Here is a 23503-nt window from a genome sequence, read left to right as displayed (position 1 = left end):
CTCCGGCCCCTTGACGCGGGGCAGACATGAAGAGTACTCACGTCACATGCAGGAATGGCGGAACTGGGCCGGCAACCAGCGCGAGACCGCGGCAAGGGCGGTTGCCCCGGGCTCTCGGGACGAGCTTATCGATGCCATCAAGGCCTTCGATGGTCCGATAAAGGCGCTCGGCTCCGGGCACTCCTTCAGCGCGGCGGCGGTCACGAAGGGACTCCGGCTGTCCCTCGACGGGTTCGCCGACCTGGTCCGGGTCGAGAACGACCTGGTCACCGTGGGTGCGGGCATGCCGCTGCACGTGCTCAACCCCCTGCTGGCCTCCCACGGCCTGGCCCTGCCCAACCTGGGCGATATCGACGCCCAGACGATCGCGGGGGCCATTTCGACGGGTACGCACGGGACGGGTTCCCGACTCGGCGGCCTGGCCACGTTCGTGGAGGCCCTGGAGCTGGTCACCGGCACCGGGGAGGTCCGCAGGTTCACGAAGGGCGAACCCGGGTTCGACGGGGCCGTCGTCGGGGTCGGCGCGCTCGGGGTGCTCACCGAGGTCACGCTGCGCTGCTGCCCGGCGTTCGTCCTGCACGCCACCGAGGGCCCGGTGCCCCTGAACGACGTCCTCGCCGGGTACGAGGACCTGTTCGGCGCCAACGACCACTTCGAGTTCTACTGGTTCCCGTACACCGACCGCGCGCTCACCAAGGCCAACAACCGGGTCGAGCGCGACGACCGGCCGCTCGGCGGGTTCCGCAGCTGGCTGGAGGACGACTTCCTGTCCAACACCGCGTTCGACGGGCTGTGCCGGGTCGGGCGGGCCGCGCCCCGGCTCGTACCCCGGATCACCCGGCTGTCGGCGCGGGTGCTGTCCGCGCGCGAGTTCACCGGGGCCTCGCACGCGGTGTTCTGCTCGCCGCGCCGGGTGCGGTTCGTGGAGATGGAGTACAGCTTCCCGCGCGCCGTGCTCCGGGAGGCGTTCGCCGGGCTCCAACGGGTGATCGCGGGGCTGCCCTACAACATCGTGTTCCCGGTCGAGGTGCGGTGCGCGGCGGCCGACGAGCTGTGGCTGTCCCCGTCCTATGGCCGCGACTCGTGCTACATCGCGATCCACCAGTACCTGGGGATGCCGTACGAGGAGTACTTCCGGGAGTTCGAGCGGATGGCGCTGGACCTCGGGGGGCGGCCGCACTGGGGGAAGATGAACTACCGGACCGCCGAGGACCTGCGGCCGGCCTATCCCCGGTTCGACGAGTTCCTGGGGCTGCGCGAGGAGCTGGACCCGGGGCGGCGGTTCGCGAACGCGTACACGGAGAAGGTGTTCGGGATCTAGGTTCGGGAGGCATCCGGGGCCCGGGGTTCGGGAGGCGCCCGGCGAGGCCTCGGAAAGGTGCCGCCGTCCGGCGCGGGCGGCGGCACCTCCCCGAAGGGTCTACTCGGCCGAAGCCGCAGCCTTCGCGGCCTTCTTCGCGGCGGCCATCGCGGCCTTCACCGCCAGGTTGGCCTTCTGCGTCTCGGTCAGCTCCTTGACCGGGGCCGCGGCCTTCGCCGCCGCGCCAGCGGCGGGCTTCTTACTCGGCGCGGGGGCCTTCTTCGCGGCGGTGGTCTTCTTCGCCGCCGTCGTCTTCTTGGCCGCCGCCGCCTTCTTCGCCGTCGGGGCGTCGGCCTTCTTGGTAGCCGCCTTCTTGGTGGCCTTCTTCTTGGCCGGGCCGGCCGCCCGCTTCTCGGCGAGCATCTCCGACGCCTTCTCGATCGTCAGCTCCTCGACCGTGTCACCCCGGCGCAGCGACGCGTTGTACTCGCCGTCCGTGACGTACGGCCCGAACCGGCCGTCCTTGATGACCAGCGGGTTCTGGGTGACCGGGTCCGGACCCATCTCGCGCAGCGGCGGCTTGGCGGCACCCCGGGCGGCCCGCATCTTCGGCTGGGCCAGGATCGCCAGCGCCTCGTCCAGGGTGATCGTGAAGATCTGCTCCTCGGTCTCGATCGACCGCGAGTCCGTGCCGCGCTTGATGTACGGCCCGTAGCGACCCGAGGTGGCGACGATCTCCTCGCCCTCCGGGTCCTTGCCGACCACGCGCGGCAGCGTCAGGAGCTGCACCGCCTCCTCGAAGGTGACCGTCTCCGGGGACTGCGTCTTGAACAGCGACGCCGACTTCTCCCCACTGGAGATGTACGGACCGTAGCGGCCCGTCTTCACCAGGATCGGCTCGCCGGTCTCCGGGTGCGGCCCGAGGTCGCGCTCACCGTTACCGCCGATGAACAGCTCCTCGACCTTCTCCCGGGTCAGCTCGTCGGGGGCCACCCCCTCCGGGATGGCCGCGCGGGCCTCGGCGTCCTCGCCCTTCTGCAGGTACGGACCGTAGCGGCCGACCCGGACGACCACGTCGTCGAACAGCGGGATGGAGTTGACGGCGCGCGCGTCGATCTCGGTCAGGTTCTCCGTGACCATCTTCTGCAGGCCGCCGGAGCGGGCCACCGAACCCTCGGGGCCGTCCTCGCCGCCGAAGTAGAACCCGCGGAGGAAGTCGACGGACGCGGACTCGCCCCCGGCGATCTGGTCGAGCTCGTCCTCCATCGAGGCCGTGAAGTTGTAGTCCACCAGGCGCGGGTAGTACTGCTCCAGGAGCTGGATCACCGCGAACGCCGTGAAGGACGGGATGAGGGCCTGGCCCTTCTTGAAGACGTACTCCCGGTCCTGGATCGTCTGGATCGTCGGGGTGTACGTCGACGGGCGGCCGACGCCCAGCTCCTCCATCGCCTTGATCAGCGAGGCCTCCGTGTAGCGCGACGGCGGCTGGGTGGTGTGCCCGGTCGGGGTCAGCGCGTCGGCCCGCAGCTGGTCGCCCTTGACGAGCACCGGCAGCCGGCTCTCCGCGTCCTCGGACTCCTCGTTCTCGTCGTCGGTGGACTCGACGTACGCCTTGAGGAAGCCCGGGTCCGTGATCGTCTTGCCGGACGCGGTGAAGTCGCAGACCTCGCCGCTCGTCGTGCTCGCCTTGATCCGGACCGAGGTCGAGTTGCCGATCGCGTCGGTCATCTGGGACGCGATCGTGCGCCGCCAGATCAGCTCGTAGAGCTTCAGCTCGTCGACCGGCATCTCCTTGGCCACGTCGCCCGGGGTGCGGAACGCGTCACCGGCCGGCCGGATGGCCTCGTGGGCCTCCTGGGCGTTCTTGGCCTTCTTCGTGTACAACCGGGGCTGCGGGGGCACGAACCGGTCACCGTACAGCTCGCGGACCTGCTGGCGGGCCGCGTTGAGCGCCGTCTGCGACAGGTTCGTCGAGTCGGTACGCATGTAGGTGATGTAACCGTTCTCGTACAGCCGCTGGGCCACCCGCATCGTCTGCTGCGAGGAGTAGCGCAGCTTCCGCGACGCCTCCTGCTGCAGGGTGGAGGTGATGAACGGCGCGTACGGCTTCCGCCGGTACGGCTTCTCCTCGACCCGGTCCACGACGAAGTCACGGCCCTCGAGCCGCGCCGCCAGACCCCGGGCGCCCTGCTCGTCGAGGTGCACGACCTGGGTGCCGACCCGGACCTGGCCGGTCGCCGGGTCGAAGTCCTTGCCGGTCGCCGTCTTCACGCCGTCGAGGGCGTTGAGGGTGGCCGTGAAGGCGCCCTTCTCCTTGCCGCCGACCAGCGCCGCCAGGATGTCCCAGTAGGTGGCGGCGTGGAAGGCCATCCGCTGCCGCTCGCGCTCCACCACGATCCGGGTCGCGATCGACTGGACCCGGCCGGCGGAGAGGCCGCGCTGGACCTTCTTCCAGAGGACGGCCGAGACGTCGTACCCGTAGAGGCGGTCGAGGATCCGGCGCGCCTCCTGGGCGTCGACCAGGTCCTTGTCCAGGTCGCGGAGGTTCTCCACCGCTGCGAGGATCGCCGGCTTGGTGATCTCGTTGAAGACCATCCGCCGGACGGGGATCTTGGGCTTGAGCGTCTCGATCAGGTGCCAGGCGATGGCCTCGCCCTCACGGTCGCCGTCTGTGGCGAGGTAGAGCTCGTCGGCGTCCTTGATCAGGGCTTTCAGCTTGGTGATCTGCTTCTTGCGGTCCGCGCTGATCACGTAGACCGGGGTGAAGTTGTCGTCGACGTTGACGCCCAGATACGCCCAGGGCTGCTTCTTGTACTCCTCGGGGAGGTCCTTCGTCCCGCGCGGCAGGTCCCGGACGTGTCCCAGACTCGACTCCACGACGTAGCCCGAGCCGAGGTAGCCCGCGATGATCTTGACCTTCGCCGCGGACTCGACGATGACCAGGCGGGTGCTTGTGGAACGAGGCACGGTACTCCAGTCCCCTAGTGCAGTAGGCAAGCCTTCTTAAGGCGGCGATCAATAGTTAAACGTAACGCGCCGACCGAACGGCCAGTTGCGCAGGTGGCGATTTGGCCCCTCATTCGCCCTCGAACCTGCTCATATGACCGTAATTTCAAAATTTTTCGGGGTACTCAGCGCCGCTCCGGCCACTCCTCCGCCGGCGCCCCGCGCGGAGCCGGCCCCACCAGCTCGGCCAGCCGGCTCATCCTCCGCCGCCCCACGATCCGGTACGCCGGGCCGCCCGCCCGGGGCCCGACCAGCTCCGCCGGGAGCCCCGCCCGGGCGATCGCCGACCCCACCGCGCGCCAGGACCGCTCGTCCGTGGCGGCCAGCGGCAGGTGGTAGCTCCGGTTGTCCCCCGGACAGCCCGCCGCGATCACCCAGAGCCGCAACTTGTGCCCGTCGAGCTCCAGGTCGGCCGGGGGCATCTTCACCGCGCCCCGCAGCCAGCTGCCCAGCGGGGCCAGCTCCTTGGAGTAGACCGTCCGGACCGAGATGTGCTCCTCGGCGGTCGTGGTGCGGTCGCCGCCCAGGCCCCGGGCCGCGTACTCCCCCGCCAGGGCCAGGGCGCGCCACTCGTCGGCCACCACCACCGACACCCGGGCCGTGCCGCCCATCCGGACCAGCTGACCCGGGCCCGCCAGCAGACCGGCCAGGTCCAGAGGACTCCGGTCGGTCGACTCCGCGGCGAAGAGGGACAGCTGATTCATCGAGTGCATCGTACGACTGTTCGGTGCTCCCGGGACATGCTCCTAGACTGTCCGGCATGGCCTCACGCAGCCGCGCAGCTCTGACCCTCGTCCTCCTGCTGGCCGGGTGCGGGCTCCTCGCCGGCTGCGAGTCCCCCGTCGCCCCCGAGCGGTGGGCCGACTCGGTGTGCGTGTCCGTCCGCACCTGGCAGGTCAAGGTCGGCCAGCTCACCAAGAACGCCCAGGACAGCATGGCGACCGCCAAGAGCCCGCACGAGGCCCAGCAGAGCCTCCTGGGGCTGCTCGGCGGGGCGGAGAGCGCCTCGGAGACCGCCCGGATCACCGTGTCCGGGGCGGGGGTGCCCGACGTGGACAAGGGCTCGCAGTTCTCCGACCAGCTGGTCAAGGCCATCGCCGCCGCCCGGGACGCCTACGGGAAGGCCCGGCGGACCATAGAGGGGCTGCCGACGGACGTGGACAAGCCGTTCTACGACGGGGTGACCACGGCGATGGAGACCCTCAAGCAGGAGTACCAGCCGGACTCCGCCGATCCGGCCAAGCTGGACTCGCCGGAGCTGAAGAAGGCGTTCACGACGGCGAAGAACTGCCAGTCCACGCCGTGACGGGCCGCCGGGCCGGTCACGCCGTGACGGGTCCCCTGGCGAGTCACGCCGTGAAGGGCCTCCGGGCCAGCAGGTAGGCCCGGTTGCTCTGGTGCTCGGCCGGGTCGAGCGGGCCGCGCTCGACCGTGCTGACGATCTCCAGCCCCGCCCGGGACATGCTGCCCTGCTCGGCCGTCGGGTCCAGGAACCGGAACGTCAGGTCGACGCTCTCGCCCCACCAGGAGTCCATCGTCAGCGCCTCGCCGGCCAGGTGCTCCGCGTCGGACACGTGGAACGACACCAGCGCGTACCCGCCCGGGCGCAGCACCCGCGCGAACTCCCCGTACGCGCGGGCCCGGTCCTCGGCGTAGAGGTGGATGACGGTGTACAGGGCCGTCAGCGCGCTCAGGGAGCCCGACCGGAGCGGGAGCCGGGTGAGGTCGCCGGCGACCATCGGCAGCCCGTACCGCCCGGCGCCCGCGGCGCACATGCCCTGCGAGAGGTCCAGGCCGAACACGTCGGCCCCGTGGCCGCGCAGGAAGTCCGCGACGTGCCCGGGGCCCGCGCCGAGGTCGGCGACCGGGCCGGGGCCGGCGAGTTCGAGGAGGGCGAGGAGGAGTCCCCGGTCGAGCGGTTTGCCGACGAGTTCGTCACCGATCTCGTCGAGGTAGCGGGCGGCGACCTTGTCATAGCTGGGCGCAGTCACCCGATCAGGTTATCGGGGGCCGGGCCCCGAGGGGTGCCCGGAAACGTCCGGCTCTCGTCAGCGCCTGTGGCAGAGACCCGACACCCGCCGACGCCGCTCTTCCGGTACCCGGAAAGGGATCTGGCTCTTTTCGAGCCTGCCCGGGAGGCTTCCGTCGGCCTCCGGGCGGTGTTTCCGTGCGCGAGGCAAAGGGGCCCGGCGCCGAACGCGCCGGGCCCCCTCGATCGAACCGGTGTTACGCGTTCACCTTCTCCTGCGCCTCGCTGCCGTTCGTCTCCTCGGCCGCGTCGATCGCGCTCGGGCGACGCTTGTTGATCAGCACCGCGACGAAGATGATGGCGGCGGCCGCGACCGCGATCCCGATCCGGACGCCGTTGTTCATGTCGGCGCCGAGGCTGAGCAGCACGACCGCCGGGGCGATGAGCAGCGCGACCAGGTTCATGACCTTGATCAGCGGGTTGATGGCCGGGCCGGCGGTGTCCTTGAACGGGTCACCGACGGTGTCGCCGATGATGGTCGCCTCGTGCGCCGGCGAGCCCTTGCCGCCGTACGCGCCGTCCTCGACCATCTTCTTCGCGTTGTCCCACGCGCCACCGGAGTTGGCGAGGAACACGGCCATCAGGGTGCCGGTGGCGATCGCGCCGGCCAGGTACGCGCCCAGCGCGCCCACGCCCAGCCCGAAGCCCACTGCCACGGGGGCCATCACGGCCAGCAGACCCGGGGTGATCAGCTCGCGCTGCGCGTCCCGGGTGCAGATGTCCACGACCTTGCCGTACTCCGGACGCTGGGTGCCGTCCATGATGCCGGGGAAGTCGCGGAACTGGCGACGCACCTCGAACACCACGGCCATCGCCGAGCGCGACACCGCGTTGATCGCGAGCCCCGAGAAGAGGAACACGACCGCCGCGCCGACGATCAGGCCGACGAGGTTGCGCGGGTCGGACACGTTGAGAACCTTGAGGATGTACTCGTCGATCAGCTTGGACACCGGGATGTTGGTGTCGGTCTCGCCGAGCGCCTTGAGGAGTACGTCCGCGCCGTTCTTCTCCAGCGCGGTGCGCATGATCGCCGTGAACGCGCCGAACAGGGCGGTCGCCGCGAGGACCGCCGTGGCGATCGCGATGCCCTTGGTGATGGCCTTGGTGGTGTTGCCCACCGCGTCCAGGTCGGTCAGGGTGCGGGCACCCTTCTCGTCGATGTCACCGGACATCTCGGCGATGCCCTGCGCGTTGTCGGAGATCGGGCCGAAGGTGTCCATGGCCACGATGACGCCGACCGTGGTGAGCAGACCGCAACCGGCCAGCGCCACCGCGAACAGCGACAGCAGCAGCACGCCACCGCCGAGCAGGTACGCGCCGAACACGGCCGCGCCGATCACCAGGGCGGTGTAGACGGCCGACTCGAGGCCGACGGAGATGCCGGCGAGCACGACGGTCGCCGGGCCGGTCAGGGCCGACTTGCCGATGTCGCGGACGGGCTTGCGGGAGGTCTCCGTGAAGTACCCGGTGAGGGCCTGGATGATCGCCGCGAGCACGATGCCGATGACGACGGCGCCGATCGCGAACAGCCGCGGGTCGCCGCCGTGCGCGAGGATCGCCTTGTCCGTGGTGTCGAGCTCCGCGAACGTGGCCGGCAGGTACGCGTACGAGGCCACGCCACACAGGACCGCGGCGATCGCGGCCGAGATGTAGAACGCGCGGTTGATCGCGGTCATGCCGCTCTTGTCGCTCTTGCGGAGCCGGGTGATGAACACGCCGATGATGGCGGTGAGCACACCGAGGGCCGGCACGATCAGCGGGAACACGAGGCCCTCGCTGCCGAAGGTCGCGCTGCCGAGGATCAGGGCGGCGACGAGGGTCACCGCGTACGACTCGAACAGGTCCGCGGCCATACCGGCGCAGTCACCCACGTTGTCGCCCACGTTGTCCGCGATGGTCGCGGCGTTGCGCGGGTCGTCCTCCGGGATGCCCTTCTCGATCTTGCCGACCAGGTCGGCGCCGACGTCGGCGGCCTTCGTGAAGATGCCGCCGCCGACCCGCATGAACATCGCGAGCAGCGCGGCGCCGAAGCCGAAGCCCTCCAGCACGGTGGGCGCGTCGCCCTTGTACAGCAGCACGACCAGCGCCGCACCGAACAGGCCGAGGCCGACGGTGAGGAAGCCGACGACGCCACCGGTCCGGAACGCGATCTGCATGGCGGTCTCGCGGCCGCCCTCACTGATCCGGGCGGCGGCGGCGACCCGCAGGTTCGCGCGGGTGGCCAGCGACATGCCGGCCCAGCCGATGAAGCCGCTGAACAGCGCGCCGACGATGAAGAACGCCGAACGGCCGAACCGGATCGAGTTTCCGCCATCCGCCGGCAGCAGCCACAGCAGGCCCACCGCGATGACCACGAGTACTGCCAACGCCTTGAACTGGCGGTTCAGGTAGGCGCTGGCGCCCTCCTGTACGGCCCCGGCGATGTCTTGCATCTTCTGGGTGCCCTTGTCGGTGGCGAGAACCGCCTTGACGAGACCCGCCGCGAAGCCGAGCGCGAGGAGCGCGATGGCAGCGGCGATGATCACGTAGGTGGTGTTCGAACCAGTCAGGGCCGCCCCGTTCCCGCCGACGGCGAGAGGTACTGCGGACATCCGTCCTCCTGATAACGAGCGCCCAGCTAACGGCTTCAGGAAGCGGTCGGGCCGCTCCGTGGCCCGCCGAGGGCGGCGTGCTCCACATGTGGAGTAGCGATCCCCGTCGGCCCTGGCGGGTCGACGCCGACGTGTCACAGCTCGGGAACGCTGTGACACGACCCGCGTACTCTAGCCCGAGATCGTGGGCGTAGTCACATCTGCCTCCACCTCTTTTTGAAAGACTTTCGTCTCTATGCTAGGGATCTTGGTCGGAGTCGAAGTTGTGAGTGGTCTGCGCAGGTCACCCTTGGTCTGACCCGGGACAGGGCGAGGCGCCAAAAGCCGCGTAGTGATTTGCGCCACCAAAGATCGACAGATCAGGATCATCCTTTGGGTACGGCTGCGCCGCCCCGGCACCCTCGGGCCGCCCCGGGCGTACTTGTCCGCACATAGCCCACAAGTCTGTGAGCGGCGCGTTTGTCGGTTCTGCCTGTTCCTTCCGAGCCGCCGGTAGGGCCCGGGCCCGGCCGGTCAGGACAGCCAGATCACGACCGCGTCCCCGTCCTCCGCCGCCGCCCCGAAGTACGGCACCAGTGGCGCGAACCAACCCTGGACCCACGCGACCGCCTCCTGGCTGTCCCAGATCGCCGGGTAGATCTCCGCGGCGGCCAGATCGGCGGCCCGGACGTCGTCGAGCGCGGCCCAGTCCGTGCGGGCCATGGCCGCCACCGCCTCGCGGACCCGTTCGGGGCTCAGGTAGCGGGCCGGGCCGTAGCCCCAGTCGACCTCGGTGAACGACGTCTCGCCGTAGACGATGTCGACGGGGAAGTCGACCCGCCTCAGGAAGAACTCGAGGGCGTGCCACGCCTTGTGGGTGGTCAGGTACCGGGCCTCCGCCGGGAGCGCGTCCTCGGGTTCGCGGTCGGCGATCTCGTACGCCAGGTCGACCGCCGCCCCGCCCTCCATGGCCAGGAGCTCCGCCAGCTCGTCGGGGGTGAGTCGGAGGTACTGCCCGTTGATGCCCATCGGCGCAGGCTAGCCAGCCGGTACGACATCGCGGGGTGTCGGCCGCCCGTCGCGGCCCCGCCGTCCTACCTGGACACGGTGGTCGAGCAGTTGACGACCAGGTCCGCCTCGTTCCTGTCCACCTGCTTGCCGTCGACCAGCAACCGGCAGGTGAGGACCCCTGCCGGCGCGGACGCCGTCACCCCGACGATGCCCTCCCGCAGGGTCACCGTCTTCGACCACGGCAGGGACTCGTTCGTGAGGATCTCCGCGTCGGCGTTGCCGGACCAGTTGACCGTGGCCGGGTCCGTCCCGGTCGACGTGATCTCGAAGCGGATCTCGTGCCCGCCCGCTCCGCCGCCGTTCAGCGTGTAGACCAGCGCGGCCGAGCCGACGAACAGGGCCACCGCCCCGACCACGGCGAGCCCGACCAGCACGGGCTTCGGCAACCTGGCCCGGGCGGGGCGCGCGGCGGGCGGGGGCGGGGCGGCGGGAGTCGTCACCGGAACAGAGTGTCATCCGCCATCGGTGATCACCATTCCCGGCACGGGGAACGGGCCGAACGGCCGAGCCGGGGCGGCACCGTGACGGGCACCCGGCGGTTCGGGGCACGAGGGCGCGACGTGGGCCGCGGGCGGGCGTCGGGACGCGGTGGGCGCCGGGACGCGCAGGGGCGCCGCACCCGGTGTGGATGCGGCGCCCCGTCGGACGGTCGGCTCGGCGGTCGAGCTCGGCGGTCGGGCTTGGCGGCCAGGCTCGGCGGTCGGGCTCGGCGGTCAGGCGAGCTGCGACCAGAAGGCGTAGCGGTGGTTCGCCGCGAGGTCCGTGCCGTGACTGCCGGCCACGTCCAGCGACATCGTGAACGGCCGCCCCGGAGTCTGGGCCGGCCAGCACGGCGCGCCGCCGCCGTTCGGGTCGCCGGTGCGGGCGAAGCGGGTCCAGTACCCGATCATCTCGGTGGCCAGGCGGGACTGTTCGGCGTCGGGGCGGGCCATGAAGGGCATGTCGAACAGGTACGGCAGGTCACCGGTGTGCGGGGCGCCCAGCGGGAAACTCATCTCCGGGAACCCGACCATGGCCGGGGTGCGCTGCTCGGCCAGCTCGTAGCCGAACGTCGGGGTACGCCGGGCCAGCAGCCGCAGCGTGTCCACCGCCGGCCGCGCCCACGTGTGGTCGGTCTGCACGGTGGCCAGGGTGAGCCCGGGCGACCGGTCCCCGACCGGGTACTCCGCGAGCACCCGCCCGGCCCGCTCCCCGAACATCGCCCGGACCCGGGCCTCGTACTCCTCCCGGGTCAGCGGGCGCCCCATGAAGAACTCCTGGCCGGCCACCATCAGCCGCTCCTCGTCATGGTTGATCCCGAACAGCACCGGCACCCGGTTGAACCGGCCCGACGCGAACGCCTCCCCGGGGCTGACCGGCAACAGCGCGCCCCCGGTCTCGTACTGCATCTCGGTGACCATCGGGGTGGCCGCCATCATCGCGGCGGCGTCGGTGCCCCGCAGACAGGCGGCGGCGACGGCAGGATCGGGGCAACCCATCCGCGCGGCCAGGTCCAGCCCGAGCCGCTCGGACTCCGCCCGGGGCCGGCTGCCCCAACCGGTGCACGGCGCGCTCTGCAGGATCGCCCGGTGGAACAGCCCGGCCGAGGCCGGCGACGCCAGGTGCGCGCACACGCTGAACCCGCCGCCGGACTCCCCGGACACCGTCACGTTCCCCGGGTCGCCGCCGAACGACCGGGCGTTGTCGCGTACCCAGCGCAGCGCGGCCTGCTGGTCGGCCAGCGCCAGGTTGCCGGAGTCCGGGCCGAGCGCCGGGTGGGCCAGGAGGCCGAACACGCCGAGCCGGTAGTTCACGGTGACGACGACGGCCTGCCCCTGCCGGGCGAGCCGCGCCGCGTCGTACACGTCGCCGACGCCGTAGACCAGGCCGCCGCCGTGCAGCCAGACGATCACCGGCAGGTCGCGCCGGTCCGTGCGCGGGGTGGTCACGTTCAGGACCAGGCAGTCCTCCTCGGCGCTCGGCCGGCCGACCGGGAGGCCGGCGGGCTGGGCGCAGGCGGCGCCGGGGCGGGTGGCGTCGCGGGTGTCGCGCCAGGGGGTGACCGGGCCGGGCGGGCGGTAGCGGGCGTCGCCGGTGGGCGGGGCGGCGAACGGGATGTTCTGGAAGGTGCGGGTCGTGGGGGTGACCGTGCCGCGTACCGGGCCCGATCTGGTCCGGACCACGTCGGCGGCGGTCGCGGTGCTCCCGGGGGCCGTCGCGGGCTGGGCCGGGGCGGCGGAGGCGGGGGCGGCGAGGGTGAGGAGGGCCGCGAGGGTGGCGGTCGCGGCGAGGGCTGCGGTCGTTTTTCTCATACCGCAGAGGGTGCTGGGCCGCGCTGACCGGCCGGGCACCGAACGCTGACCGACCTGGTCAGGGGCTTTCGGACACCGTCAGAGGGGTACCGGATGGAGAGGGTCGTGCGGGGCGCCAGTACCCGTCGAAGGGGTTCAGCGGTGGGTCGCGGTGGGCCACCAGAGCGAGATGGTGCTGCCGATGCCGTCGGCGCCCGGGGTGACCTTCAGGACGTCGGCCGACTCCGCGAGCAGCGCGACACCCGCCTCGGCGACCACCGTCTCCTCCGGGTCGTCCGGATTGCCCGGGTCGGCCGGCGCGTAGTCCAGGACCCGGACCTCGAACCCGGCGTCGTCCACCAGCTCCAACAGGACCATGTCGCTGAGACCGCCCCGCCGGTGCCGGGCGACCGCGCGGGCACACGCCTCGCCCACCGCGAGCTTCAGCTCCTCCAGGCGGTCCACGGCGACACCCGCGCGACGCCCGCAGGCGACCGCAACGAGGCGCGCCGTACGCACGTGCGCCGGCGACGGTGAGAAACGCAGCCGAACCGTCGGCATCCCGGTTACCGCGCTCCAGCCAGCGCGTCGGTCACCGATGGATAGAGCTCGAAGACCCGCTCGAGCCCGGTGATCCGAAAGATCTTGAGCAGTCGGGGCTGGTCACAGACGAGCACGAACGTCCCGTCGCTGGCCCGGGCCCGTTTCAGGCCCCCCACCAGCACGCCGAGCCCGGTCGAGTCCAGAAACTCCACCATCTCCAGGTCCACGACGATGTGCCGGGCCCCGCCGTCGGCGAGCTCGACCAGCCGCTCCCGCAGGCTCGGGGCGGTGTACACGTCGATCTCCCCGCCGACCCGCAACAGCGTGCGGTCCTCGACAGCCTCGGTTTCGAGCGACAGCTCCATGGGTGAATCTAACCATCTTCTGGATGTGTCAGAGTGCATGAGTGACGGCGATTGACGTATTGGCCCGCCTGGTGCGCGGACGCACCGGCCTCGTCACCCACGTCGAACGGGTGCCCGCCCGGGTCGGCCGCCCAGCTCAGTGGCCCGATTTCGTCCCCGACGAGGTGCTTTCGGCCCTCTCCGCCCGGGGGATCGAGCGGCCCTGGGCGCACCAGGCCGAAGCCGCGACCGCCGCCTGGGAGGGCAGGCACGTGGTGATCGCCACGGGCACGGCCTCCGGCAAGAGCCTCGCGTACCAGCTGCCCGTCCTCTCCCGGCTGCTCACCACGAACGCCACGGCGCTGTACCTGTCCCCCACCAAGGCCCTCGCCGCCGACCAGCTGCGCTCCCTGACCGGCTTCGACGTGTCCGCGGCCGTGTACGACGGGGACACCCCGCGCGCCGAACGCGACTGGCTCCGCCGGCACGGGCGGCTCCTGCTCACCAACCCGGACATGCTGCACCACGGGATGCTGCCCCAGCACGCCCGGTGGGCGGGGTTCCTGCGCCGGCTCCAGTACGTGGTGGTCGACGAGTGCCACACGTACCGGGGCGTGTTCGGCTCGCACGTCGCGCACGTGCTCCGGCGGCTGCGGCGGCTGTGCGCCCGGCACGGCACCGAGCCGGTCTTCGTACTGGCCTCGGCCACGGTCAGCGACCCGGCCGCGTCGGCTTCCCGACTCACCGGGTTGCCGGTGATCGCGGTGACGGATGACGCCTCGCCACGGGCGGGGGTGACGTTCGCGCTGTGGGAGCCGCCGTTGTTGCCGGTGTTGAGTCGGCGGCGGAGGGATCCGTGGGAGAGCGCGAGCCCGGACCGGCCGGGTGATGTGCCCGGGGCGGGAGCTGCTCTGGGGTCGGTGATCGGGGCTGAGGCCGGGGCCGGCGGCGGGGGTGGGGCTGGCGCCGACGGGCGTGCCGACGTCGGGCACGGCTCGGCCGGGGCCGGAGAGGATGTGGCCGGGCACGCGGCGGTCGCTCTGGGGGGAGGCCGGGCGGGGATCGTGACGAAGGCTGTCACGGTGTCGCCCCGGGTCCCGGCGGAGGACGCCGAGCAGTGGCCGGACGGGCGCCCCGAGCCCGGGGCCGGGCCGGAGGAGGGGCATCCCGAGGAGCTGTGGTCCGTCGAGCCCCCCGAGCACACCGACGACCCCTCCCCCACGGACGAGAGCCCCGCGATCGGCGAACACGGCGCCCCGATCCGCAAGACCGCGCTCCGGGAGACCGCCGCCCTCCTCGCCGACCTGGTCGCCGCCGGGGTCCGCACCCTCGCGTTCGTCCGGTCCCGGCGCGGCGCCGAGCTGGTCGCCACCATGGCCAAGCGCGGCCTCCGCGACGCCGAACTCGACTTCCTCACCGACCAGGTGGCCGCCTACCGGGCCGGGTACCTGCGCGAGGAGCGGCGCGCCCTGGAGAAGGCCCTCCGCTCCGGTGAACTCGTCGGACTCGCCGCCACCAACGCCCTCGAACTCGGCGTCGACATCGCGGGCCTCGACGCGGTGCTGCTCACCGGGTACCCGGGAACGCTCGCCTCCCTCTGGCAGCAGGCCGGCCGGGCTGGGCGCTCGGGCCAGGAGGCGCTGTGCGTGATGGTGGCCCGCGACGACCCGCTGGACACGTACCTCGTGCACCACCCGGACGCCCTGTTCCGCCGGCCGGTAGAGGCGACCGTGCTGGACCCGGGCAACCCGTACGTCCTCGGGCCGCACCTGTGCTGCGCCGCCGCCGAGCTGCCCCTGACCATGGACGACCTCCCCTTGTTCGGGGCGAGCGAGGAGTTCTGCGACAGCCTGCTGCGCCGCCGCCCCACCGGCTGGTACTGGACCGGTCACCGCCGCCCGACCGTCGACCTCCGCGGCACGGGCGGCGAACCGGTGGCCGTGATCGAGACGGGAACCGGCCGCCTCCTCGGCACGGTCGACGCCGGTTCGGCCCACACCCAGGTGCACCCCGGCGCCGTGTACCTGCACCAGGGCTCCTCCTACGTCGTCGACGAACTGGACCTGGAGGACGGGGCGGCCCTCGTCCGCGCCGAGGAGCCCGACTGGAGCACCCACGCCCGCGACGTCACCGAGCTGCGCATCCTGGAGACGCACGCCACGATCGACGCCGGCCCCGTGCGGCTCAGCCTCGGCGAGGTGGACGTGACCAGCCAGGTCGTCGCGTACCAGCGCCGGCGGCTGAGCAGCGGCGAGGTGATCGACGAGCGGCCCCTGGACCTGCCGGAGCGGCAGCTGAGGACCGTGGCCGTCTGGTACACGATCACGGGCGATCCCCCTGCCGGCATCGAACCGGCGGACCTGCCCGGCGCCCTGCACGCCGCCGAGCACGCCGCGATCGGCCTGCTGCCCCTGATCGCGACCTGCGACCGCTGGGACATCGGCGGCCTGTCCACGGCCCGCCACCAGGACACGGACCTGCCCACCGTGTTCGTCTACGACGGCCACCAGGGCGGGGCGGGCTTCGCCGAGCGGGCGTTCGCGGCGGCCACCGACTGGCTGACCGCCACCCGCAAGGCGATCGCGGCCTGCGAGTGCCCGGCGGGGTGCCCGTCGTGCGTCCAGTCCCCGAAGTGCGGCAACGGCAACGACCCGCTCTCCAAACCGGGCGCTCTCCGGGTACTCGACACCGTCCTGTCCGCCCTCGCCACCGTCACCTGACCTGCCCCGACACTGTCGGCGGACGGGTCCGCGTCGTCGCGGAGCGGACCGGCCCGGGCGGTGGCGCGGGCCGGTCCGTGGCGCACGACCAGTGCCGGGGTGACCTCGGTGGTCACCGTCAGGTCCAGGTCGTCCAGGCGGCAGCCGACCAGCCGCGCGTTGTTGGCGGCGACGATCGCCCCGGCCGCCGCACAGGCCGCGTCCGGACCCTCGACGGCCCGCTGCGCCCCGGCCAGCGCCCCGAGATCCGCCGCCACGCCCGCCCGGTGCCGGGCCACCACCGCCGCGCCGACGACGGCCCCCAGGCCGCCGAGCACCGCGAGCAGCAGCCCGATCCCCAGCATGATCATGGAGGCGGACCCGCGTTCCCGAGCGCCTCCGCCGAACCGCGCACGAAGCACGGTCCCTACGTGTGCCGGCCGGCCCGGAATGTGCACGCCAGCCCGCCGCCGGATCGGGGCGGTCACCGCACCACGGAGACCCGTGCGACCATCGCGGCCGCGTGGCTCGGGGCGCTCCCCGCAGCCCACGCGGACCGGGCCAGTCATCGCGCTTCGCGGACCCTCGGCACCCCCGCGGTCCCGGGGCGTCATCGGGCCTCGCCCGGCTCCCGGGCGGCGACCGCGTCCGCGCTCACAGTGACCCCTGGCAGCCGCAGCCCCAGGGGCCGCACCACAAGAACCACCCTGGCCCTTACCGATTCCCCACTCTGCGTGACGGATACCGCCGCCTCGGGCGCGGCCCGCCGCCCGGCGAGGACCCCGTCCGCTCCCCGGGCCTGGGCGCGCGCGGCCTCCCGCGCGGCATCCACACACCGCACCTGGCCAACGACCGCCATCACGGCCGTCATGCCGGCGAGCAGCAACAGGACCATCGCGGGCAGGCACGCCGCGAGCTCGACGGTCGCGGACCCGGCATCGCCGCTCAGCCGGGTACGGCCGCGCGCGAGGAACGCGGGGCCCCTCACTGGAGCGCCTTGTGGATCAGGGCATTCAGCGCCGCGAGTACGCCGTCCGACGTCACGGCCTTCAGCAGCATCCCGGCGAGCGCGACGGCCGCGATCGTACCGACGGCGTATTCCGCCGTGGTCATTCCCGCATCGCCACGAAATCGACGGAGTACCCGGAGAAAAGCTGTGCGCATGTCTTTTCCTTTCATCGGAGAAACTGACCAAAAATCGTGAAAACAACAGGGGCGAGTCCGGCGAGTACGAATGCGGGCAGGAAGCACAGACCGAGCGGCAGCACAATGAACACTCCGACCCGCTGGACCGCCGCCGTGGCGGCCGCGTTCTGCTCCGCGCGGAGTTCCAGCGCCAGCCGTTCGAGGCCGACCGCGAACGCCCCGCCGCTCTCGCTGCTCCGGACCGCCGCCGCCGCGATCCGCGCACCGGGTGCCGTGTCCCCGACCCGCGCCCAGGCGTCGGCGGGTACCCGCCCGGCCCGCAGGTCCGCCGCGGTCCGGGTGAGCCGTTCGCCCAGGGGTCCACCGAGGACGGCCCCGACCGCGCCGGCGGCACTGGACGGCGGCGCGCCCGATCGGAGCACCGCGCTCAGCAGGTCGGCCGCGAACGGCGCGTCGGCCAGGACCCGGAGCCGGACCCGCCGCCGCGCGCCCGGTTCGAGCCGGGACACCACCCGCGCGGCCACCACCCCGGCGACCGCGCCCAGGGCCAGGCCGGGCCAGCCGCCTACGAAGAGCGCCGTCGTCGCACCTGCTCCGAGTGCCGCGACCAACCGGGCGGTCACCGGCAGCTTCGAGGTCTCCGTCCCCGGCAGGCCGATCCTGCGCAGCCGGTCACGGGAGGAGTCACGCCGAGGCATGGCGCACCAGCCGACCGACCCAGACCAGTCCGAGCGACTGGAACAGCAGGGTGAGCGCGGCGCACACCGCGCCGAACGGGGTGTGCAGGAGCACCGCCAGGGGGTCGCCCCCGATCGCGTACCCGAGGCCGAGGCCGACGGCGGGCAGCACCGTGAGGATGCCCATCGTGGCGCGGGCCCCGGCCAGTTGGGCGTTGGTCTGCGCGCGCCGGGACTGCTCCTCGCGCAGGTCCAGCACCACCAGATCGAGAATGTCGGCGAGCGGCGCGCCCGTACGCTCCGCGAGCCGCCACGCGGCCCGCACCCTGTCGTCCGCCGTCACCGAACCGAGCGCCGGCAACGGCCCGCCCGCCTCAGCCACCTGACGGGGAGGACCGAGCCGCTCCGGGACCGTTTCCGACACCCCGCCCAGGGGCACACCGAGCCGCTCCCGGCCCGCCACCAACGCCCCGCTCAAGGGCACACCGAGCCGCTCCCGGGCCGTCTCCAGCGCTCCGTTCAGGGGCAGGCCGGCCCGGAGATCCGCCGCCAGGCTCACCACCACGTCGAGCGCCCGGCCCCGGTACCGCGCCTCCGCCCGCCCGACCGCCCGGTGCAACACGGCCCGAGCCCCCACCGCCGTGTACCCGCCGAGCAGCAGCGCCGCCACCGGCCCCGCGAGCAGCGCCCCCGCGGTCGCGGCGAGCATCCCCACCCCGAGCGCCTGTCCGAGGCGTCGCCGAACGGTCCCCGCGGGGCGCGTCCACGCCCGCAGCCGGGCCTCCACCCGACGCACCCGCCCACGCATCCCGCCCCGCTCTCCCCTGTCCACGGGCCGCACGGTCCGCGCCCCCACCCCGCCGGTCACCGGTCCAGCCGCCCGTCATGCCACCGACCGGACTCCCGGTGCCCGCCGACTCCGTGACGCAGGCTCGACTCGGACCACTCCGACCCGCGATGCCCCACGGGCGTGAGAGGCGGGTTCGGCTCGACGTTCCGGCCGGGTTCGCGAAGCTCCTCGGGATCCGAGGGCAGGTCCGGCCCGACGTGTTGGCTCGGCCCGGGATCCGGGACCAGTGAGAGCGGCCTCGTCAGGTAGTCCCCGAGCAGCAGTCCCGGGACCGGAACGCCCCTGCCCTCCAGGTCCTCGGCCAACGACCGCGCCCCCGGCCCGAGCCCGGTAGTCCGCCCCCACACCCGCCGGGCGACGACCAGCCCCTCACCAGCCGGCCGCAGCAGACACACCTCGTCGAGAACCCGATGGGACCCCGACCTGCGCAGATGGACCACGACCAGCGCCGCGGCACCGAGCTGCGCATGCAGAGCGGCCCGGTCCAGCCCACCGCTCAGGGCGAGCGCCTCGAACCGGGCCGGCACGTCCGCCGGCGTGTTCGCGTGCAGCGTCCCCGCGCCGCCCTCGTGCCCCGTGTTCAGGGCGGTGAGGAGTTCCACCACCTCCGGTCCGCGACACTCGCCGACGACGATCCGGTCGGGGCGCATCCGGAGCGCCTGACGGACCAGGTCCCGCAGCGTCACCGCCCCGGTGCCCTCGACGTTCGGGGTCCGGGCCTCCATGACCAGCACGTGCGGGTGCGCGGGACGCAGCTCCGCCGAGTCCTCCACGACGACGATCCGCTCGGTCGGCGGCACCTCGCCGAGCAGTGCGTTGAGGACGGTGGTCTTCCCCGAACCGGTACTCCCGGTGACCACGAACGCCAGCCGCGCCGCCACGATCGCGGACAGCAGGGCCGCCTCGTCCGCCGGAACGAGTTCGGGCAGCGCCCAGACCTGTCGGCGAAAGAGCCTCAGCGACAGGTACGGACCGCGCCGGGCGATCGGCGGCAGCACCGCGTGCACCCGGGTCCCGTCGGGCAACCTGGCGTCCACGTACGGGCTGGCGTCATCGAGCCGTCGACCGCACGCCGCCGCGAGCCGCTGGGCGACCGCCCGCAGTTCCGCGTGCCCCCCGAACCGCAGCCGGGTACGCAGCAACCCCGCGCCCCGGTCGACCCACACCTCGTCCGGCCCGTTGACCAGGATGTCGGTGATCCGGTCGTCGTGCTGCAACGCCTCCAGGGGGCCGACGAGGCTCGACGCTCCCGCTGCCCGCCCCCAGCCGGGAACCCCGGCCCCGACCGCCGGGTCTCCCTGCTGCCGGGAAGCGCCGTCCCGTCCGATGGGCCGCCTCACGCCGACGGTCCAGCCGTGCGGAACCGCGGATCGGCCAGCAGCCGGCGACACAGGTCGGCGAGTGGACCCTTTCCGGTGTGGGCCGGGGCCGACCCGCGTTCGAGGGCGGTGACCAGGCCGGGCTCCGACCGCAGGCTGCCGGCCAGGGGCAGGCCGAGGGCGCGGGCGATCTCGGTGGCCCGCAACCTCCCCGGCGACGGACCCCGGACGATCAGCTCCACCGGCACGTCGAGCTCGCCGAGGTGCGACACCACCTTCGCGGCGGCGGCACAGGCCCTCAACTCGGCGGGCACGACCAGCAGCAGCCGGTCGGCGTGCCCCAGCGCGTGCCGGGCGGCGTCGTCGAGGGTGCGCGGCAGGTCCAGCACGACGAGATCGGAGCCCGAACGCCCCGAGCGCAACGCCGTCGCCATCAGCTCGGGAGACACCTCCACGGCGGTGTGCCGGTCCTGGGACAGCACGCTGAGCCGACCCTTCTCCAGGAACGGCCCAAGCTCTCCCGACGTGAGCTCCGGCCAGCGCAGGCCGCCGACCTCCTCCCAGCCGAGGACGAGGTCCACGCCGCCACCCAGTGGGTCGGCGTCGACCAGGAGGACGTCGGAGCCCTGGCGGGCGGCGGTCACGGCGAGGCCGGCCGCGAGAACCGAGGCCCCGGCGCCACCCCGGCCGCCGAGCACCCCGATCACGGGCGCGTCCGGGGCGCCCTGCTCGGCCGCGCCGAGCTTCTCGATCAGCCACGGCTCGGCCGCCGGCAGGGCGGCGACGTGCTCGGCGCCGAGGAGCTGGGCGAGCTCCCACAGGGGATCGTCGGGCTCGGCGTCCACGACCAGGACGACCCGGGGTCTACTCGGCAGCCCGGCACAGCCCGCCGCCTGGTCCGGCCCCACGATGACCAGGGGCGCGCCGCCCCACAGCGGTCGGGCGGCGGCGGGGTCGGGCGCGACCACCGGCACGATGCCGGCCTGGGCGGTGAGGCGGAGCAGTTCGTCCAGGAGGTGGGGGTCGGCGGTGACGATCAGCGATCGGGGATGCTGCACGGCGGACTCCCTGCTCGACGGGTACGACCGCTCCACGTTCGCGCCGGACCCGGCAGGTTGTGCACAGCCTGTGGATAACCACCCACCCTGTGGATAACTCCCGGAACATCAGCCCTGGTGGGACGGCCGCCGCACACAACCACCCTGACCACCCGTTACCAAGCCACCACCCACCCAGCCCCACCAACACCCCCGAACCACCCACTAACCCCCGAGAACAGCACCAAAAATTTCCGCCACCGACTTTCCGGCAATGGAATTCATCCGCGATTCGGTACCCCTCGACTTGGCCATTCGTTCGATGGATTCCCGACCGAGTTCCCGCTGACATTTCCCGGCCACTCATGGGCACAATCAGAACGACGACACAGAGCGACCACACCCTGACCAGGGGGAACGGCCAGCCCATCCGAGGCGGCCACCAGAACAACCGCAAAGACCCCCACCACGGCCGCGAAACGCCAGCGCCGGACCCGACAGGCCACAAAATGGACGACCCCCGCCGGGGGGTGGCGGGGGTCGTCGTGCGGCCCGGCTCCGGGGGGTGAGCCGGACCGACTCAGCGGTCACGGGGGGTGCGACCGCCGAGGGGCCAAGGTTTGGGGGCTATGACTATGCACCAGCATGCCTGACTTGGCCTACATAGTCGAGGCCCCTTGTTCTTCCTCCGATTCCGGCCCGGTCATCGCGTCGTTGGCGTGGACGATCTAAACTCCGGCCGTGGGTCGCAGCGCCGCGTTCTTCGATCTCGATAAGACCGTCATTGCCAAGTCGAGCGCCTTGGCCTTCGGGCGGCCGTTCTACCGCGACGGCTTGATTACCCGGAGTGACGTCCTCCGGGCTGCGTACACGCAGCTCGTTTATCAGCGTGCCGGCGCCGACGATCAACAAATGGATCGAATGCGCGATTATCTCGCCCAATTGTGTAAGGGGTGGCGGGCCGACCAGGTCCGACAGATCGTCACCGAGACTCTCGACCAGCTCATTCACCCTTACATCTACGCCGAGGCCGCGACGCTCATCTCCGAGCATCGCGCGGCGGGTCGCGACATCGTGCTCGTCTCCGCCTCGGGCGACGAGATGGTGCGGCCGATCGGCGAGCTGTTGGGCGTGACGGACGTGATCGCGACCCGGATGGTCGTCGCGGACGGTCACTACACGGGCGAGGTCGACTTCTACGCCGCCGGCCCCAACAAAGCGACGGCGGTGATCGCCCTGGCCGCCCAGCGGGGGTACGACCTCACCGAGTGTTACGCCTACTCCGACTCGATCAGCGACGCCGCCCTCCTGACCTGTGTCGGACATCCGACAGCGGTGAACCCGGACCGCGCCCTGCGCCGAACAGCCCTCGAACGCGACTGGCCAGTGTTGACCTTCCGGCACCCGATCCCGTTGCGCCGCAGGGTTCTGGGCGAGAAGCCGGCTGTCCCGGTGGCCGCGATGGCCGTCACCGCCGTGGCCATCGGCGGCGCGGCGGCGCTCTGGTATGGACGGCGGCGCCGGAGACTCGCCACCGCCGCCTGACCAGGCCCGGGCCCCGGTCACCCGAGCCATCCGGCCAGTCCCCACCCCACCGTCCACAACAGCTCACCCACGGCCCCCTCGGGCGAGCTACGGTGGCCCGGTGACCCGTCAGCCCACCTTGCAGGACGTCGCGCAGGCGGCCGGAGTCTCGATCGCCACCGCCTCCCGCGTCCTCAACGGCTCCGCCCGCCGGGTCGGCCCCGAGCTGCGCGCCCGGGTGCTCGACGCGGCCCGCCGCCTGCACTACACCGCGAACGCCCAGGCCCAGGCGCTGGCCAGGGGCGGCAACCCGCTGGTCGGCCTGCTGCTGCACGACATCGCCGATCCGTACTTCTCCCTGATCGCGGCGGGGGTGCTGACCGCCGCCGCCGAGTACCAGATGCGGGTCGTCATCGCCAGCACCGGCACGGACCCGGACGTGGCGACGACGCACCTCGCGGCACTGCGCGGCCAGCGGGCCCGGGCGGCGATCCTGGTCGGCAGCCGGACCACGGCGGAGGCCGGCGAGGCGCGGCTGGCCGACGAGATCGAGCAGTTCACGGCGGTCGGCGGCCGGGCGGCGTGCGTGGGCCAGCCGGGGCTGCCGGCGCACACGCTCTGCCCGGACAACACGGGTGGCGGCGCGGCGGTGGGCCGGCACTTCCGGGGTCGCACGTCGGTGGCGGTCGTGGCGGGCCCCGCGCGGTTGCAGACGGTGCGCGACCGGCTGCACGGCTTCCGGGCCGGGCTGGGCCGGCGCGAGGAGTTCCTGGTGGAGGCCGACTTCAGCCGGGACGGCGGTTACCGCGCGGCGCGGGCGATCCCGGCCGGTACGACGGCGGCGTTCGTGATGTCGGACGTGATGGCGACCGGGTTCTGCACCGGGCTGCGCGAGCGGGGGCTGCGGATCCCGGAGGACGTGTGGGTGGCCGGGTTCGGGGACGTGCCGTCGGTGCGGGACCTGTCGCCGCCGTTGACGACGGTGCGGTTGCCACTGGTGGAGATGGGTGCCCGGGCGCTCACCCTGGCCCTGACCGAAGACCAACCCCAGACGATAGGGGTACCGGCGGAGCTGGTCGTCCGGGGCAGCACGGACCCGACAGGCTGACGGATCGGCA

19 protein-coding genes and 2 pseudogenes are annotated in these 23503 nt (G+C 72.6%); 5 read left to right on the top strand and 16 right to left on the bottom strand.

The genetic code is table 11. The features are described from left to right. Nucleotides 1-46: 46 nt before the first annotated feature. Entirely contained in the window at nucleotides 47-1321 is a 1275-nt protein-coding gene (locus PT931_RS06105) for a D-arabinono-1,4-lactone oxidase (RefSeq protein ID WP_456244692.1), read from the top strand. Between the two features lie 99 nt (nucleotides 1322-1420). On the opposite strand, the gene topA is transcribed toward PT931_RS06105, so the two are convergent. Together topA and PT931_RS06095 are read right to left on the bottom strand one after the other, a co-directional pair. Beyond that, nucleotides 1421-4267 carry a type I DNA topoisomerase gene (gene topA, locus PT931_RS06100; RefSeq protein WP_456244691.1) on the bottom strand — a complete coding sequence of 949 codons (2847 nt, stop codon included), beginning with the start codon at nucleotides 4265-4267 and terminating at the stop codon, nucleotides 1421-1423. Between the two features lie 164 nt (nucleotides 4268-4431). Further along, nucleotides 4432-5010 carry a hypothetical protein gene (locus PT931_RS06095; protein WP_456244690.1) on the bottom strand — a complete coding sequence of 193 codons (579 nt, stop codon included), beginning with the start codon at nucleotides 5008-5010 and terminating at the stop codon, nucleotides 4432-4434. 56 nt (nucleotides 5011-5066) lie between these two features. Between PT931_RS06095 and PT931_RS06090 the strand changes: the two genes are divergently transcribed. Next, on the top strand, nucleotides 5067-5612 hold the full coding sequence (locus PT931_RS06090; protein WP_456244689.1) for a hypothetical protein: 546 nt from the start codon (nucleotides 5067-5069) through the stop codon (nucleotides 5610-5612). A gap of 43 nt (nucleotides 5613-5655) precedes the next feature. Here PT931_RS06090 and PT931_RS06085 read toward each other — a convergent pair whose 3' ends face one another. The 7 genes from PT931_RS06085 to PT931_RS06055 form a co-directional block, all read right to left on the bottom strand. After that, a complete protein-coding gene (locus PT931_RS06085; protein ID WP_456244688.1) occupies nucleotides 5656-6297 on the bottom strand; it encodes a class I SAM-dependent methyltransferase in 642 nt (213 codons plus the stop codon). 235 nt (nucleotides 6298-6532) lie between these two features. Beyond that, nucleotides 6533-8926 carry a sodium-translocating pyrophosphatase gene (locus tag PT931_RS06080; protein WP_456244687.1) on the bottom strand — a complete coding sequence of 798 codons (2394 nt, stop codon included), beginning with the start codon at nucleotides 8924-8926 and terminating at the stop codon, nucleotides 6533-6535. A gap of 513 nt (nucleotides 8927-9439) precedes the next feature. Continuing rightward, nucleotides 9440-9934, bottom strand: coding sequence for a YfbM family protein (locus PT931_RS06075; RefSeq protein ID WP_456244686.1), 495 nt, complete (start codon nucleotides 9932-9934; stop codon nucleotides 9440-9442). 65 nt (nucleotides 9935-9999) lie between these two features. Then, the gene (locus tag PT931_RS06070; RefSeq protein WP_456244685.1) at nucleotides 10000-10416 is read right to left on the bottom strand and encodes an MmpS family transport accessory protein; all 417 of its coding nucleotides are present in this window, start codon (nucleotides 10414-10416) and stop codon (nucleotides 10000-10002) included. Between the two features lie 273 nt (nucleotides 10417-10689). Beyond that, nucleotides 10690-12267: a carboxylesterase/lipase family protein gene (locus PT931_RS06065; protein WP_456244684.1), complete on the bottom strand. Its 1578-nt coding sequence runs from the start codon at nucleotides 12265-12267 to the stop codon at nucleotides 10690-10692. A gap of 135 nt (nucleotides 12268-12402) precedes the next feature. Continuing rightward, nucleotides 12403-12807: an ATP-binding protein gene (locus PT931_RS06060; protein WP_456244683.1), complete on the bottom strand. Its 405-nt coding sequence runs from the start codon at nucleotides 12805-12807 to the stop codon at nucleotides 12403-12405. A 5-nt stretch (nucleotides 12808-12812) separates the two neighbouring features. Continuing rightward, nucleotides 12813-13154 carry an STAS domain-containing protein gene (locus tag PT931_RS06055; RefSeq protein ID WP_363725016.1) on the bottom strand — a complete coding sequence of 114 codons (342 nt, stop codon included), beginning with the start codon at nucleotides 13152-13154 and terminating at the stop codon, nucleotides 12813-12815. Nucleotides 13155-13195: 41 nt separating this feature from the next. On the opposite strand from PT931_RS06055, the gene PT931_RS06050 reads away from it, so the two are divergent. Next, complete coding sequence (locus PT931_RS06050; protein ID WP_456244682.1) at nucleotides 13196-15853, top strand: DEAD/DEAH box helicase; 2658 nt, start codon at nucleotides 13196-13198, stop codon at nucleotides 15851-15853. A 56-nt stretch (nucleotides 15854-15909) separates the two neighbouring features. Here PT931_RS06050 and PT931_RS06045 read toward each other — a convergent pair. The 7 genes and pseudogenes from PT931_RS06045 to ssd all read right to left on the bottom strand — a co-directional run. Then, nucleotides 15910-16401, bottom strand: a pseudogene (locus PT931_RS06045) (Rv3654c family TadE-like protein); the annotation flags it as partial. A 41-nt stretch (nucleotides 16402-16442) separates the two neighbouring features. Beyond that, complete coding sequence (locus PT931_RS06040) at nucleotides 16443-16820, bottom strand: TadE family type IV pilus minor pilin (RefSeq protein WP_456244681.1); 378 nt, start codon at nucleotides 16818-16820, stop codon at nucleotides 16443-16445. Then, nucleotides 16817-16996: a DUF4244 domain-containing protein gene (locus PT931_RS06035; RefSeq protein ID WP_456244680.1), complete on the bottom strand. Its 180-nt coding sequence runs from the start codon at nucleotides 16994-16996 to the stop codon at nucleotides 16817-16819. The genes PT931_RS06040 and PT931_RS06035 overlap by 4 nt, the downstream gene beginning before the upstream one ends. A gap of 11 nt (nucleotides 16997-17007) precedes the next feature. After that, nucleotides 17008-17676 carry a type II secretion system F family protein gene (locus PT931_RS06030; protein WP_456244679.1) on the bottom strand — a complete coding sequence of 223 codons (669 nt, stop codon included), beginning with the start codon at nucleotides 17674-17676 and terminating at the stop codon, nucleotides 17008-17010. Next, nucleotides 17663-18487, bottom strand: a complete 825-nt coding sequence (locus PT931_RS06025) for a type II secretion system F family protein (RefSeq protein ID WP_456244678.1) — start codon at nucleotides 18485-18487, stop codon at nucleotides 17663-17665. Before PT931_RS06025 ends, PT931_RS06030 begins: the two co-directional genes overlap by 14 nt. A gap of 275 nt (nucleotides 18488-18762) precedes the next feature. Continuing rightward, nucleotides 18763-19896, bottom strand: a pseudogene (locus tag PT931_RS06020) (TadA family conjugal transfer-associated ATPase); the annotation flags it as partial. After that, a complete protein-coding gene (gene ssd, locus PT931_RS06015) occupies nucleotides 19842-20882 on the bottom strand; it encodes a septum site-determining protein Ssd (protein ID WP_456244677.1) in 1041 nt (346 codons plus the stop codon). The pseudogene PT931_RS06020 and the gene ssd, both read right to left, overlap by 55 nt. A gap of 720 nt (nucleotides 20883-21602) precedes the next feature. On the opposite strand from ssd, the gene PT931_RS06010 reads away from it, so the two are divergent. Both PT931_RS06010 and PT931_RS06005 read left to right on the top strand, forming a co-directional pair. Then, complete coding sequence (locus PT931_RS06010; protein WP_456244676.1) at nucleotides 21603-22406, top strand: HAD family hydrolase; 804 nt, start codon at nucleotides 21603-21605, stop codon at nucleotides 22404-22406. A 100-nt stretch (nucleotides 22407-22506) separates the two neighbouring features. After that, on the top strand, nucleotides 22507-23493 hold the full coding sequence (locus PT931_RS06005) for a LacI family DNA-binding transcriptional regulator (protein WP_456244675.1): 987 nt from the start codon (nucleotides 22507-22509) through the stop codon (nucleotides 23491-23493). Nucleotides 23494-23503: the final 10 nt, after the last annotated feature.

This window comes from Longispora urticae, from assembly GCF_053902585.1.
Note: the sequence above shows the minus strand (reverse complement) of the source record. Positions and strands in the feature narration are given on the sequence as shown.